Origin of the sequence: Dactylosporangium sp. CA-092794 (assembly GCF_050948465.1) — a bacterium.
GTDB lineage: Bacteria > Actinomycetota > Actinomycetes > Mycobacteriales > Micromonosporaceae > Dactylosporangium.
Genome location: NZ_CP192044.1, coordinates 643,288 through 656,966, shown reverse-complemented (window position 1 = coordinate 656,966; position 13,679 = coordinate 643,288). Strand labels below are relative to the sequence as shown.

The 13,679-nt window shown below is 73.8% G+C and carries 13 protein-coding genes; 7 read left to right on the top strand and 6 right to left on the bottom strand.

What is annotated here, in order from left to right:
• Positions 1-4 precede the first annotated feature (4 nt).
• Positions 5-295 (top strand): hypothetical protein, encoded by a 291-nt coding sequence (locus ACQPXD_RS02750; protein ID WP_432834462.1) that lies wholly within the window; start codon positions 5-7, stop codon positions 293-295.
• Positions 292-1,044, top strand: coding sequence for a hypothetical protein (locus ACQPXD_RS02745; protein ID WP_432834460.1), 753 nt, complete (start codon positions 292-294; stop codon positions 1,042-1,044). Before ACQPXD_RS02750 ends, ACQPXD_RS02745 begins: the two co-directional genes overlap by 4 nt.
• Before the next feature lie 829 nt (positions 1,045-1,873).
• Here the strand turns inward: ACQPXD_RS02745 and ACQPXD_RS02740 are convergent.
• The gene (locus ACQPXD_RS02740) at positions 1,874-3,070 is read right to left on the bottom strand and encodes a DNA polymerase III subunit delta' (RefSeq protein ID WP_432834458.1); all 1,197 of its coding nucleotides are present in this window, start codon (positions 3,068-3,070) and stop codon (positions 1,874-1,876) included.
• Complete coding sequence (gene tmk / locus ACQPXD_RS02735) at positions 3,067-5,223, bottom strand: dTMP kinase (RefSeq protein ID WP_432834456.1); 2,157 nt, start codon at positions 5,221-5,223, stop codon at positions 3,067-3,069. Before tmk ends, ACQPXD_RS02740 begins: the two co-directional genes overlap by 4 nt.
• 191 nt (positions 5,224-5,414) lie before the next feature.
• Here tmk and ACQPXD_RS02730 point away from each other — a divergent pair, with 191 nt between their 5' ends.
• From ACQPXD_RS02730 to ACQPXD_RS02710, 5 genes are read left to right on the top strand one after another with little or no spacing between them, the layout of a single operon-like run.
• Positions 5,415-6,623 (top strand): amino acid deaminase/aldolase, encoded by a 1,209-nt coding sequence (locus ACQPXD_RS02730; protein ID WP_432834454.1) that lies wholly within the window; start codon positions 5,415-5,417, stop codon positions 6,621-6,623.
• 17 nt (positions 6,624-6,640) lie between these two features.
• A complete protein-coding gene (locus ACQPXD_RS02725; RefSeq protein WP_432843582.1) occupies positions 6,641-7,558 on the top strand; it encodes an SAM-dependent methyltransferase in 918 nt (305 codons plus the stop codon).
• Between the two features lie 32 nt (positions 7,559-7,590).
• Entirely contained in the window at positions 7,591-7,848 is a 258-nt protein-coding gene (locus ACQPXD_RS02720) for a DUF6364 family protein (protein WP_432834452.1), read from the top strand.
• Positions 7,835-8,125: a type II toxin-antitoxin system PemK/MazF family toxin gene (locus tag ACQPXD_RS02715; RefSeq protein WP_432834450.1), complete on the top strand. Its 291-nt coding sequence runs from the start codon at positions 7,835-7,837 to the stop codon at positions 8,123-8,125. Before ACQPXD_RS02720 ends, ACQPXD_RS02715 begins: the two co-directional genes overlap by 14 nt.
• Before the next feature lie 22 nt (positions 8,126-8,147).
• Entirely contained in the window at positions 8,148-9,284 is a 1,137-nt protein-coding gene (locus tag ACQPXD_RS02710) for an NADH-quinone oxidoreductase subunit D (RefSeq protein WP_432834448.1), read from the top strand.
• A gap of 4 nt (positions 9,285-9,288) precedes the next feature.
• Here ACQPXD_RS02710 and ACQPXD_RS02705 read toward each other — a convergent pair whose 3' ends face one another.
• The 4 genes from ACQPXD_RS02705 to ACQPXD_RS02690 form a co-directional block, all read right to left on the bottom strand.
• Positions 9,289-11,046 (bottom strand): hypothetical protein, encoded by a 1,758-nt coding sequence (locus ACQPXD_RS02705; protein ID WP_432834446.1) that lies wholly within the window; start codon positions 11,044-11,046, stop codon positions 9,289-9,291.
• Positions 11,047-11,143: 97 nt separating this feature from the next.
• A complete protein-coding gene (locus ACQPXD_RS02700) occupies positions 11,144-12,124 on the bottom strand; it encodes a glycine betaine ABC transporter substrate-binding protein (RefSeq protein WP_432834444.1) in 981 nt (326 codons plus the stop codon).
• Positions 12,125-12,312: 188 nt separating this feature from the next.
• Complete coding sequence (locus ACQPXD_RS02695; RefSeq protein WP_432834442.1) at positions 12,313-12,999, bottom strand: ABC transporter permease; 687 nt, start codon at positions 12,997-12,999, stop codon at positions 12,313-12,315.
• A complete protein-coding gene (locus ACQPXD_RS02690) occupies positions 12,996-13,679 on the bottom strand; it encodes an ABC transporter permease (RefSeq protein ID WP_432834440.1) in 684 nt (227 codons plus the stop codon). Before ACQPXD_RS02690 ends, ACQPXD_RS02695 begins: the two co-directional genes overlap by 4 nt.

Below are 13,679 nucleotides of genomic sequence, written 5' to 3'. Positions count from 1 at the left end.
CTAGATGCGGCTCGAGGATCTGGCGCACCGTCTCGACTCGGCCGGCGATGATTTGGCCGCGGCGAGCACCACGCTGAGCATCATCGACCCCGGCGCCCGCGCGCTCGGCGCCGACGCCTCCGGCGCGCTGGGCGAACTCGGCCGTGACCTGCACCGACTGCTTGCGACGGCACTGACCGCCCGCGGCGCGGAGGCGGCCGCGCACGGCGCACGGCTGGCCGAGACGGCTCACGCGCTGCGCCAGGTCGTGGCCGGATACCGCACCGCCGAAGCGGACTCCCGGACGCTGCCATGACGGACGCCCTGGATCGGCTCGCGGAGGTGGGCGGGGACCTGTTCCGGCGGGTAGGCGACGTGCTCGCCGTCACCGGCATCGCGGCGGACAGCCCCGTGTGGCCGCTCGTGCGGCGGGTCCGGGGGCTGCCGGCCGACGTGCTGGACTACGGCCTCCGCCTCGACGTCGACGGTCTTCAGGCCGGCGCCACCGAGCTGCAGGGCATCGCCGAGCGCTTCGGCGAGCTGCCGGAGCAGCTGGGCACCGACGTGACCCGGGCCGCCTGGGAGGGCGGCGGAGCCGACGCGTTCGGGATCGTCTGGGAAGCGCTGGCGGCGCACATCGGGGACGGAACCGAGCCGGCCACGATCGCCGGGCGGGTGCGGGCGACCGCCGGATACCTGGAAGCGGTCGCCGGGTGGGCCGCCGGATTCCGGCATGAGCTCGCCGAGGCCATCGCCCGGGTGGCCACCTCGGCCGAGGCCGTCACGCTGGTCACCGCCAACCCCGCCAACGCCGGCAGCGGCGCCAACGTCGGCAGCGGCGGCAGCGGCGCCAACGTCGGCGGCGGCGCCTCGATCGGCGCGGAGGCGGCCGCGGCCGCGACCCGGATCACCGGCCGGGTGCTGCAGCCGGCCGCCGATGCGCTCGATGCCGCAGACGACCTCCGGGCCTGCTGGGCGGCGTCACTGGCCGGGCTGGAGTATCACCCACCGCGGGTGCCCCTCGGCCCCGCCACCATCGCGAGCGTCACCCGCGTCAACCTCTAGCCCCGGCCGCCTGCCCGCCGCCGGAGCACGACGGTCATCCGCCACCCCGGCTGCCCGCCACCCCGCCACCCCGGCTGACCGCCACCCCGCCACCCCGGCTGCCCGCCACCCCGGCTGCCCGGCTGCCGGCTGCCCGGCTGCCCGGCTGCCGGCTGCCCGGCTGCCGGCTGCCCGGCTGCCGGCTGCCCGGCTGCCGGCTGCCCGGCTGCCCGGCTCATGGCTCGCCGCGCGCGGGCCGCGTAGGCCGCGGCAGATGACAGCCCGCGCGATGCGGATGTTCACCCCGTCGGACGACCATCCGATCGGTGCGGTCGGGCCGGACGTATGTCTCCGTGATCATGCTGCCCGCGGTGGCCGCACCACGGGTTTGCCATGATCCCGGAGACTTTCGGTACACGGGTGTACATGATCACTCCGTGATCATGAAAAACCCTCGGTGTCGATGCCGAGTGCAGCATGATCGCGGAGACTTATGGTCGCTGCGACGCGCTGCGCTCCGCGGCGTGCAACGCCGACCGTGCAACGCCGACCGTGCAAGGACCTGATCGCGGCCCGCCGTGCAGAACCGTGATCGCGGATCGCGCTCGCCGTGGGCGCCGGAACGCGCAGGCCGGGGCATCGCGGTCACCGCCGGGCATCGCGGCGCCGGCGGCGCCGGTCCGTGGCGGGCACGCCATGGTCGCTCGGCGAGGGGTACCGCAGCACCCGGCGGGGCATCGCCAGCCACGGAACCTGACCGCCGTCTGGCGGCGACCACCACGAACAACGGCTGGTCAACTCACACCGCCGCGCCGGCGGAGGTAGGTGGCGTTAGGCAGGTGGGGCGGGGCTAGCCGCGCCAGAGGGAGAGCATCAGGGCCTCGACGGCGATTCGGGGCTTCACGTTGGCCTCGATGGCGACGCGGCACTCGAGGACGGCCTCGAGGCGGCGCAGGGCGCTCTCCGGTGCCCACTTGTCGGCGGCGGCGACCGCGAGTTCGGTGGTGTCGCCGTGGACCGGGGCTACGCCGGCGGAGAAGCTGTGGCCCAGCACGTCGCGGTAGAAGCCGGCCAGGTCGACCAGGGCGCGGTCGAGGGAGTCGCGCTGGGCGCGGGTGGCGCGGGACTTCTGGCGGCGCTCCAGGTCCTTGAGCTGGCCGGCCGAGCCGCGGGCGGCGCCGGCCGCGCCCTTGCCGGTGCCGCCGGCGCCCAGGGCCGTCTCCAGGGCGGAGCGCTCCTTGGCGTCGATCTCGGCGACCGAGGCGACGGCCTCGGCCTCGGCGGCCTCGATGAGCGCGCTCGCGGCGTCGAACGCGGCGCCGATGCCGGTCAGCCGGCGCGGCACGGCGAGCACCGCGTCGCGGCGGGAGCGGGCCTGCGGGTCGCGGGCCAGCCGGCGGGCGCGCCCGACGTGGCCCTGCGCCGCGGCGGCCGCCCAGGCGGCGGTCGGCTCGTCGACGCCGTCGCGGCGCAGCACGGTGGCGATGGCGTCGGCGGGGGGCTGGCGCAGCGGCACCACGCGGCAGCGGGAGCGGATGGTGACCGAGATGTCGTCCGGGTGCGTGCTCGGCGTGCACAGCAGGAACACGGTGCGCGCCGGGGGCTCCTCGACGGCCTTGAGCAGCGCGTTGCCGGCCGCCTCGGTGAGCCGGTCGGCGTCCTCGACCAGCAGCACCTGCCAGCGGCCCTGCGTGGGCGAACTGGCCGCGCGCAGCACCAGCGCCCGCATCTCGCCGACCGCGATCGACAGCCCCTCCGGCACGACGAAGCGCACGTCCGCGTGCGTGCCGGCGAGCGCGGTGTGGCAGGCCTGGCAGGTGCCGCAGCCGCCGTTGGGACACTGCAGCGCGGCGGCGAACGTCCGGGCGGCGACCGACCGGCCGGAGCCGGGCGGCCCCGTGAACAGCCAGGCGTGGGTCATCGCCTGCTGCCTGGCCGCGTCGGGCGTCTCGCCGCGCACGATGACGTCGGCCGCCTCAACCGCCCGGGAGAGCGTCGCGACCGCGTCCGGCTGCCCGACCAGTTCGTCGAAGATGGGCGGCGTCAAATCCGCGCCCCCTTATCCGACGAATCTGACATGTCTGACTCGCCCGCGGACCGCACCACGGCCGGACCGTGGCCGGCGCGGGAGCCGGCGCCGGGGACGCCGTCAGGGCCGGCGTCGCCGTCGGCGTCGCCGATGAGGGCGGCGGCCACCTCGGCGGCGTCGTGCAGCACCACGTCGATGGAGGACTCGGCCTCCGGAATGAGGTGGCGCACCCGCTGCAGGATGCCCTCGGCGAGGGCTTCGATCGAGTTGGTGGCGTCGAGCACCAGGTAGCGGCTCGGGTCGGCGGAGGCCAGGTCAAGGAACGCGTAGCGCACGCGCTCGTGGAAGGCCAGCGACTCGCTCTCCAGCCGGTCGGCGTCGCCGCGCCGGCCGGCCCGGGCCAGGCCGATCTCCGGGTCGAGGTCGAGCAGCACGACCAGGTCGGGCTTGAGGCCGCCGGTGGCCCACTTCGACAGCCAGGAGACCTCCTCGACCGGCAGCGTGCGGCCGGCTCCCTGGTAGGCCAGCGAGGAGTCGACATACCGGTCGCTGATGACCACAGCGCCGCGCTCCAGCGCCGGGCGCACGACCGAGGCCACGTGGTGCGCGCGGTCGGCGGCGTAGAGCAGCGCCTCGGCGCGCGGGGTCACCGGCTCCGCGCCCTGGGCCGGGCGGTCCAGCACCAGCCGGCGGATCTGCGCGCCGACCGGGGTGGCGCCCGGCTCGTGGGTGACCACGACGTCGCGGCCGATCCGGCGCAGCGCCTCGGCGAGCTGGGCGACCTGGGTCGACTTGCCGACCCCCTCGCCGCCCTCGAAGACGATGAAGAGCCCGCTGGAGGCCTTGGGATCGCCGGGGCTGAGCGGGCGGCCGCGCAGCGAGCCGAACAGGTCGGCCAGGATCGGCACGCCCCGCTTGTCGTCCATCTGGCGCAGGGCGAAGGAGCCCGCGAGCACGCCCAGGACGCCGGCGATGGCCAGCAGGGGCCGGGTGCTGGAGACCTCGAAGTCGTAGAAGCCGAGGTCGATCTTGCGGGTGCCGCCGGCGCCGACGATGACGCTGGAGAGCGAGATGGTGAGCATGAGCACCACGCGGGTGCCCATCTGGACGAAGGCGAACGCGCGGCCGCGCATGTCGTCGGCGACCTCGCCGCCGAGCAGCGTGGTGCCGGACAGGAAGGCCATGCCGGCGCCGACGCCGACCAGCAGCGCCCCGCCCACGGCGACCGACAGATGGGTGGCCAGGGCGAGGATGACCACGGAGCCCGCGGCCAGGATGATCGACAGGCCGAACCAGCGCCGCCGCGACAGCGCCCCGACCAGCCGCGGCCCGGCCGCGATGCCGACCCCGAGCCCGACGAACAGCACGGCGAAGAGCAGGTAGAACGCGGCGTCGCCGGCGCTGAGGGAGACCGCGTAGAACTTCGCGGTGCCGACCACCACGCCGCCGCCCGCGAAGGCGCCGAAGATGCCCAGGACCAGGCCGCGGACCAGCGGCGTCTTGCTGACGAACGCCCAGCCCTGGGTGAACTCGCCGATCATGCCGGGCCGGCGCTCCACGCCCGCGGTGCGCCGCCCGCTGATCTCGCGGATGCCGAAGAACACGGTGAGCGCCGTGGCCAGGAACGTCAGCGCGTTGAACCACAGCGCGATGTTGCTGGGCGCGGCGTAGGTCGGCTCGTCGCTGCCGAAGACGGCGAGCACCAGCCACTGCAGGCCGATGAGCACCAGCGCGGCGGCGACCGGCGTGATGCCGTAGGTCGTGGCCAGGGTGAGCTGGTTGGCCGTCTCCAGGCGGGCCCGGGGCAGCAGGTTGGGCACCGACGCTTCCTTGGCCGGCGTCCAAATCATCGCGACGGTCTCGATGATGAAGGTCGCGACGGCCGTCCAGGCCACCACCAGCGCGCCGTCGTGAACGAACAGCGCGGCGGCCGGGATGGAGGCGAAGAACACGAAGCGCAGCAGGTCGCAGACGACCATCGTCAAGCGGCGGTCGAACCGGTCGGCGAAGACGCCGGCGACCGGGCCGAGGATCAGCGCGGGCAGCAGCCGCACCGCGATGACCGAACCGAACGCCACGCCCTTGGCCGCCGAGTTGGACACCTGCGAGGCGGCGAAGGTCGAGGCGGCCAGCAGGCCGAGCCAGTCGCCGAGGGAGGACAGGCCGAGCACCGCCCAGAGCCGGCGGAAGGCCCGGATGCGCAGGACGGCCTGGAGTTCCCCGAAACCGGAGAGTTCGCTGCTGGCGATGACGGCACCCCCTTCACTCCGGTCTCACGCTACAGGTCACCTCTGACAATTCTGGAAGCGCGCCGGGTACGCGAGGTTGTTTCATATTCCCCCCGGTCTCGGTACGGTAAAGCGTGTCCACCTCCCGTGCCGACCTGCGCGCCCGCTACGACCGGGCCACCGCCGACCTCGATCCACCGTTCGCGATCGTGGACCTCGACGCCTTCGACGCCAACGGCTCGGCCCTGGTCGGCCGGGCCGCCGGCAAGCCGCTGCGGGTGCCGAGCAAGTCGGTGCGGGTGCGGGCACTCATCGACCGGACGCTGCAGCACCCGGGCTGGCGCGGGATCATGGCGTTCACCCTGCCGGAGGCGATCTGGCTGGCCGGGCACGGCACCGCCGACGACATCCTGGTCGCCTACCCCACCGCCGACCGGGCCGCGCTGCGCCGCCTGGCCACCGACGAGAAGCTGGCCCGCACGATCACCGTCATGGTCGACGGCGCCGACCAGCTCGACCTGGTCGACGCGCTGGTGCCGGCCGCGCAGCGGGCCGCGCCGGTGCGGGTCTGCATCGACCTCGACGCGTCCTGGCGGCCGCTGTCCGGGGTGCACATCGGCGTGCGGCGCTCCCCCGTGCACACCCCGGCGCAGGCCGGCGCGCTGGCCGCCGCGATCGCCGACCGGCCCGGATTCCGGCTGGTCGGACTGATGTCGTACGAGGCGCAGATCGCGGGCCTCGGCGACGCCCCGCCCGGCCGCCCGGCACGCGGCGCGATCATCCGGGCCATCCAGGCGCGCTCGATGCCGGAGCTGGTGGCCCGCCGGTCCGCCGTGGTGGCGGAGGTGCGCCGCCACGCCGAGCTCGAGTTCGTCAACGGCGGCGGCACGGGCAGCGTCGCGGCGACCGCCGCCGATCCGGCCGTGACCGAGGTGGCGGCCGGCTCCGGGCTGTTCGGACCGTGGCTCTTCGACGGGTACCGCCGCTGGCGCCCCCGCCCGGCCGCGTTCTTCGCGCTGACCGTGGTGCGCCGCCCCGACCCCCGCATCGCGACCGTGCTCGGCGGCGGCTGGATCGCCTCCGGTGAGACCGCGCCGACCCGCCAGCCGCTGCCGTGGCTGCCCGAGGGGCTGCGCCTGATCCCCACCGAGGGCGCGGGCGAGGTGCAGACCCCGCTGACCGGGCCGGGCGCCGCCGGCCTGCGGGTGGGCGAACGGGTGTACTTCCGCCACTCCAAGGCGGGCGAGCTGTGCGAGCACGTCAACGAGGTCCACCTGGTGCGCGGCGAGCGCATCGTGGACACCGTGCCGACCTATCGGGGCGAGGGCAAAGTATTCCTGTGACGCGCTGGCGGCAGGCGATGGAGGCGGCCCTCTACGGCCCCGGCGGCTTCTTCGTCCGCTCCGCACCGGCCGAGCACTTCCGCACCAGCGTGCACGCCTCACCGCTGTTCGCCGGCGCGATCGCCGCCCTGCTGGGCCGCCTCGACGAGGCCCTGGGCCGCCCGGAGCGGCTCGACCTGGTCGACGTCGGCGCCGGGCGCGGCGAGCTGCTCATCGGCGTGCTGGCCGCGCTGCCGGCCGGCGTGCGGGATCGGGTCCGCCCGATCGGGGTCGAGCTCGCGCCCCGGCCGGGTGAACTGCCCGCCACGATCGGGTGGACCTCGGCGCCGCCCACGGGCCTCGCGGGGCTGCTGATCGCGACCGAGTGGCTGGACAACATCCCGGTGGACATCGTCGAGCTCGATGCCGGGTTTCGGCGGCGGTACGTCGAGACGACGCCGGACGGCACGGAAACGCTGAGCGCGGCGGACCTGAGCCCCGCCGACGCCGCCTGGCTGGACCGGTGGTGGCCGCTGCGCGACGCCCCGCCCGGCGCCCGGGCCGAGATCGGCGCGCCGCGGGACGCGGCCTGGGCCGGCGCCGTCGCCGCGGTCGAGCGCGGCCTGGCCCTCGCCGTCGACTACGGCCACTTCGCCGACGCCCGCCCGCTCTTCGGCACGCTGACCGGCTTCCGGGCCGGCCGCCAGGTGCCGCCGGTGCCCGACGGCTCGTGCGACCTCACCGTCTCGGTGGCCCTGGACTCCCTCGGCTCGCCCGCGTTGCCGCAGCGCGAGGCGCTGCGGCTGCTCGGCGTCGACGGGAGACGGCCGCCGCTGGCGCTGGCCTCGTCCGACCCCGGCGGATACGTGCGCGCGCTGGCCCGGGCCTCGGCGGCGGCGGAGCTCACCGACCCGGGAGGACTGGGCGCACAGCATTGGGTCATGCACTGGGTATGACTTCTGGTCATACCGAAGGTACACTCAAAGGCATGACGACCAAGGTGACGCTCTCCTTCGCCGACCAGACCATCGCCGACGCCCGCCAGTGGGCCGAGCGCGACGGGGTGTCGCTCAGCTCGTGGATCGACCGCGCCGCTCAGGATCGCGCGCTGCGCGAGATCTTCTCCGCCCACGCCGAGGCGCTGCGCCGCGCCAAGGTCGATCTCGACGCGGCCGCGCTCGCCGACGAAGAGGAGATCGCGCTGGTGGACGCGGACCTATACCGTAGGCGGCGTGCAGCGCGGTGAAGTCTGGCTCATCAAGGGTGCCCGGGAGCGGCTCGGCCTGATCATCAGCTCGGACGTGTTCAACAGCACGGACGTGCCGGTGGTGATCGTCGCGGAGGTCATCGACGCCGAGGAGCTGCGCGACTCGCCGCTGGCGGTCGAGCTCGACGACCTCGTGGTGATGCCCGACCGGCTCTCCTCGCCGCTCAAGCGCTGGTTCGTGGAGCGGGTGGCGGTCGCCGACACCAGCACCATGCACAACGTGTCGCGGGCCCTGCGCATCCTGCAGGACCTGTAGCGCCGCGCTCTAGGCTTGGCCTATGACGTCCGAGGTGACGGTCGGCACGGGCGCGGGCCTCGACACCGCCGACATGGTGCTCAACATCGGCCCGCAGCACCCGTCCACCCACGGCGTGCTGCGCCTGCGGCTGGTGCTCGACGGCGAGCGCGTGGTCAGCGCCGAGCCGATCATCGGTTACATGCACCGCGGCGCCGAGAAGCTCTTCGAGGTGCGCGACTACCGGCAGATCATCATGCTCGCCAACCGCCACGACTGGCTCTCGGCGTTCTGCAATGAGCTGGGTGTGGTACTCGCGGTGGAGCGCCTCATGGGCATCGAGGTGCCCGAGCGCGCCGTCTGGCTGCGCACCGCCCTGGCCGAGCTCAACCGGGTGCTCAACCACCTGATGTTCCTGGGGTCGTACCCGTTGGAGATCGGCGCGATCACGCCCGTCTTCTACGCCTTCCGCGAGCGCGAGACGATCCAGGCGGTGCTGGAGGAGGCCTCCGGCGGCCGTATGCACTACATGTACAACCGGGTCGGCGGCCTCAAGGAGGAGGTGCCGGCCGGCTGGACCGGCCGCGCCCGCGACGCCATCGACCAGGTCCGCCGGCGCATGCCCGACCTCGACTCGCTCATCCGGCGCAACGAGATCTTCCTGGCCCGCACGGTCGGCGTCGGCGTGCTCTCCGCCGCCGACGCGGCCGCCTACGGCGCCTCCGGGCCGGTCGCCCGGGCCAGCGGGCTCGACCTGGACCTGCGCCGCGACGAGCCGTATCTGGCCTACGGCGAGCTGTCCGTGCCCGTGGTCACCCGCACCGCCGGCGACTGCCACTCGCGCTTCGAGGTGCTGCTGGACCAGGTGTACGTCTCGCTCGACCTCGCCCAGCAGTGCCTGGAGCGGGTCGACCGGCTCACCGGCCCGGTCAACGTGCGCCTGCCCAAGGTGGTCAAGGCGCCGGAGGGCCACACCTACGCCTGGACCGAGAACCCGCTCGGCGTCAACGGCTACTACCTGGTCTCCCGCGGCGAGAAGACCCCGTGGCGGCTGAAGCTGCGCACCGCCTCCTACGCCAACGTGCAGGCCCTGTCCACGCTGCTGCCCGGCACGCTGGTGCCCGACCTGATCGCGATCCTGGGCTCGATGTTCTTCGTCGTCGGCGATATCGACAAGTGACGCTTCAGCGCCAGCGGTCGTCGTTGCCCTCGAAGTCGACGATCTGGCGGGCGGCCCGGCCGCGGTGCTCGTCGCGGCCGCCGTTCCAGCCGTAGTCCTCGTCGTCGTCGCGCTGGCGGCGCCCGACCCGCTCCTCTTCCCGAGCCGGGCCGGCGAGGCCGCCGAGGCTCGGCGTCCAGCGCGAGGCCGGCTCGGCCGGCGAGGCCGGCAGGGCGCCCGCCGGGCCGCTCAGGGCGGGCCGGTCGCGGCGCACCTCGGACCAGCGCGGGTCGCCGCCGGACTCGTCGCGCCGGGCCTCCTCGTAGCCGCTCTGCGACCACTGCGCGTCGGGCCGCCGGTGGCCGCCGGTGTCCGGCTCCTGGCCGGCCCAGTCGCGCTCCCGCTCCCGCCGGGCCGCCGAGCGGCGCGGGCTCTCCGTCCCGGACTCGTAGCGCTCCGGCTGGTGCCGATCCGGCGGGTAGCCGTACTGCCCGGATTCGTACCGCGAGTCGTCCCGGTCCTCGTCGTGCGCCCGGTGGCCGCCGGTGCGGGGCTCGTCGGCGTAGTAATCCTCCTGGCGCACGCTCGCCCAGCGGTCCTCGATGCGCACGTGGGTGCCGGTCTCGTCGGCGTGCACGGCGGAGCGCCGCTCGCCCATGCGCAGCTCCCGGCCGCCGCGGTCGTCGCTGTGCACGGACGCCCAGCGGTCGGTCGTGCGCATGCCGTTGACGTTGCCCTCGTCGTCGGACTCCCGCGCCCGGCGCCGCCCGCCGCCCCGCTCGACCTCGGCGCGGGGCTGGGTCTGCGGCCAGTCGCCGCTGTCGGCCCGGGCCATCCGCTCGCGCAGCAGCTGCTCGGTCCAGGACTCCTCGCGACCGCGGGGCTCGTCGCGGCGGTGCTCGTCCCGGCCGCGCGGCTCGTCGCGGGCCGGCTGGCCCCGCTCCACCCACTCCGAGCGCTCGCTGCGTTCGCTGCGCTCGGTCCACTCGGTGCGCTCCGAGCGGCCGAACCGCTCGCCGCGGTCGAAGCCCCGCTCGGGCTCCGGGCCGCGGCCGGGCTCCGGGCGCGGCTCCGGCCGCGGCGGCTGGCGCTGCTCCTGCCAGGGCTCGGGGCGCGGCTCGGACCGGCCCGCCGCCCGCTCCGCGCGATCCGCCCGCTCCGCGCGATCCGCCCGATCCACGCGGTCCGGCCGGCGCGGCTGGGGGATCTGGGCCCGGGCCTCGACCGGCGCGGCGGCGCCGTAGACGGTGCCGGAGCGGGTCTCGGTCGGATCGACCACCATCGTCTTCGTGGTGACCTGCACGGTCTCGGTGTGCCGCAGCACGCCCTGGGGCACCGCGGCGGCGCCGGTCGGGTGCGGCGCGGGCGGCGGCTGCGCGGCGGCCCGATCCAGCTGCGTGCGCATCATGTCGACCTGGTTGCGCAGCGCGTCGACGGTCTCGTGCAGGGCGCCGATGCGCTCGATGAGCTGCCCGTGCGTGGCCCGGGCGGCGTGCGTGATGTCGCCGCGCACGTCGTCGCGGAGCTGGTCCATCTCCTCGTAGACGAGCTCCTCGACCTCGCCGCGCACCGCGTCGCCGTCACGGCGCAGCGCGATCGACAGGCCGATGAGCAGCACCACGAGGACCGCGAGCACGGCCGCGACCTGCAGGACGAACCCGCTGCCGACCAGCAGCAGCAGAGCGGCCAGCGGAGACAGGCCGACGCCAGCCCAGAAGAGCAGCTGGAGCAGCTTGGTGCTCCGCTTTCCCCCGGTCGTCCCGGTGGTCTCAGGGGCCGGCATGAGCAGAGAACTTACCCGCTCTGGATGACAAACGAAATGTCCTCCCGTTCCGCTGCGGCGAAGCGGGACGGGAGGACCAAATCGGTCGGCGAACCGGCTAGCTGAGCGAGGCGTCCGAGGAGAACACCAGCACGATCGAGGCCGTGCCCTTCTTCAGCGCGTCCTTGCTCTGCGGGCCGCCGGCGTCCAGGCTGAGCACCTTGCCGAACTGGATGCTGTACGTCTTCTCCAGACCCGGCTGGCAGAAGGGCCGCTGCGGGCACTCCGCCGGGCCGCCCAGGATGGTGGCCTGCCCGGAGCACTTGGCGCCGAAGTCGCTGAGCGTCTTCAGCCCGTACTTCGTGGCGAACTCCGAGGTCACCGCGAACGCGTTGCCGTCGGTGGCGGTGGAGGCCTTGCCGAAGGACAGGCCCTGCTTGCCGCCGATGTCCTTGAGTGCCGTGACGGTCTTGTCGACGTCACCCGAGGCGAGCGTCGTCGCGCTCTTGCCGTTGACCGCCTGGTTGATGAACTCGGTCAGCGTCGCCGCATACTCCGGGACGACCTGGATGTCGCCCTTGGTGAGCTGGCCGTAGTACACCTCGCGCTGACCGATGGTCTGCACCGAGGCGTCGTAGCCGGCGGCGTCCAGCGCGATCTCGTAGAGCGCGCCCAGGGTGGCGCTCTCCGAGAAGTTCGCGGCGCCGATCTTGATCGCGCCGCCCTTGCCCTTCTCGATACCGGTGGTGAGGTTCTCGGCCTTGGCGAAGTCCTCCGCCGCGACCTTCGAGGTCTTGCGGTCCACGTCGACCGCCTTGTTCAGTGCGATCAGCTTCTCGGGAGTGAGCGCGTCGGAGACCTTGTCCAGCGCGGCGACGAGGGCCGGGTCGGCGGCCTTCGTGTTGATCGCCGGAATGACGTTGTCCGCCAGCTGGAGCTTCTTGTCGTCGTCGAGCACGACCAGTTTGTCCCCGGCGACCGGGGCGCAGCCAGCCCCGCTGACGCTCGGCGGCGCCGAAGTGCCCGAGGAGCCCTCCTTGCCACAGGCGGCGAGGCCCAGGGCGGCAAGACTGAGGACTATCCCGAGCGTGGCGCGCATGGCAGTTCGCAAAATGGCCCGCCTTCCGTGTCCCGGCGCGATCACTGTGACCGGCCGCGTGTCCGACGGGCGGCGCTATTGGCTTACAGCCCGCCCGCTTCAGATAGGCAACTCCGGCGATGGAAATTCGGCAACCGCAACCAGGCACGTTTTCGTAACGACCGGTTACAGAATCCTTGTGCCCCAGCTCAGGAGCGACCCGCGGCCCGGCGGAGGACCTTCGGTGTGAGCTTGCGCTCTATGAGCGCCATCACGCCATCGATCAGCAGCGCGAGCCCCGCGACCAGGATCGCACCGGCCAGGATCTGCCCGCCGTGGCCCGGGCCGAGGCCGAAGCCGGTCGAGATGATCATGCCGAGGCCGCCGCCGTTGACCGCAGTGGCCAGGGTCGCGGTGGCCACCACCGTCGTGGTCGCGATCCGCAGGCCGGTGGCCAGGAACGGCACCGCCAGCGGCAGCTCGACCCGCAACAGCCGCTGGGCCGAGGTCAGGCCCATGCCGCGGGCCGCGTCGCGGACCTCGGGATCGATCTCGCGCATGCCGGTGTAGGCGTTGGCCAGCAGCGCCGGCAGCGCGAACACGGCGAGCGCGATGATGACGGCCGGTTTGCCCAGGCCGAGCGGGGTGAGGGTGAGGATGGTGAGGAGGGCCACCACCGGTACCGCCTGGGTCAAATTGGACAGCAGCACAATGACGCCGGACGCGGCGCCCCGCCGGCCCAGCGTGATGCCCACCGGCCAGGCCACCGCGCAGCCGAGCAGCACCGCGCCGACCGAGATCTCGATGTGCTCCTGCAGCCGCTCGAGGATGCCGCCCGGATTCGTCCAGTTCAGCGGGTCGTTGAACCACACGATGGCGTCGCCGATCACGCTCATGCCGCCCGCCTCCTCGTCCACGGCGTCAGCACCCGGCTGAACAGGATCAGCACCACGTCGAGCACGAGCGCCAGCGCCACGCACAGCACGGCGGCGGTGGCGATCTCGGCCTTGTAGTAGTTGTTGCGGAAGCCGGCCAGGATCAGCCCGCCCAGCCCGCCCTGCGAGCCGACGATCGCGCCGACGGTGACCAAGGCCACGGTCGACACCGTCGCCAGCCGCAGCCCGGTGAGGATCGCCGGCAGCGCGAGCGGCAGCTCGACCCGCCAGAGCCGGGCCAGCCGGGTGTAGCCCATCGCGGTGGCGGCCTCGCGCACGTCGTCGGGCACCTGCAGCAGGCCGGTGAGGGCGTTGCGGATGAGCACGATCAAGGCGTACGACGTGAGCGCCAGAATCACCGGGGAGCGCCCGGTGCCCATGAAGGGGGCCAGGAAGGCCAGCAGGGCCAGTGACGGGATCGTGTAAAGCACGCCGGCTGATGTCAGAATCGGCGTGGCGAGCGGGCGTACCCAGTAGGCCAGCACCGCCAGCGGAATCGCAATGACCACGGCGATCGCCACCGACCACACCGTGATCACCACGTGGTCGAGGAGCGCATCCCGGAGCGTGTCGTAGTTGTCCTGGACATACGACCAGGAGAACCAGGGATTGCCCACCTCACCGCGGGCCAGGAAGGACAT

Bases quoted from the DNA above. Each gene is read 5' to 3' on its own strand.
- ACQPXD_RS02745 (WP_432834460.1), top strand. From the start codon at position 292: ATGACGGACGCCCTGGATCGGCTCGCGGAGGTGGGCGGGGACCTGTTC.
- ACQPXD_RS02690 (WP_432834440.1), bottom strand. From the start codon at position 13,679: ATGTCCTTCCTGGCCCGCGGTGAGGTGGGCAATCCCTGGTTCTCCTGG.
- ACQPXD_RS02720 (WP_432834452.1), top strand. From the start codon at position 7,591: ATGACGACCAAGGTGACGCTCTCCTTCGCCGACCAGACCATCGCCGAC.
- ACQPXD_RS02700 (WP_432834444.1), bottom strand. From the start codon at position 12,124: ATGCGCGCCACGCTCGGGATAGTCCTCAGTCTTGCCGCCCTGGGCCTC.
- ACQPXD_RS02710 (WP_432834448.1), top strand. From the start codon at position 8,148: ATGACGTCCGAGGTGACGGTCGGCACGGGCGCGGGCCTCGACACCGCC.
- ACQPXD_RS02750 (WP_432834462.1), top strand. From the start codon at position 5: ATGCGGCTCGAGGATCTGGCGCACCGTCTCGACTCGGCCGGCGATGAT.
- ACQPXD_RS02705 (WP_432834446.1), bottom strand. From the start codon at position 11,046: ATGCCGGCCCCTGAGACCACCGGGACGACCGGGGGAAAGCGGAGCACC.
- ACQPXD_RS02725 (WP_432843582.1), top strand. From the start codon at position 6,641: ATGGAGGCGGCCCTCTACGGCCCCGGCGGCTTCTTCGTCCGCTCCGCA.
- ACQPXD_RS02695 (WP_432834442.1), bottom strand. From the start codon at position 12,999: ATGAGCGTGATCGGCGACGCCATCGTGTGGTTCAACGACCCGCTGAAC.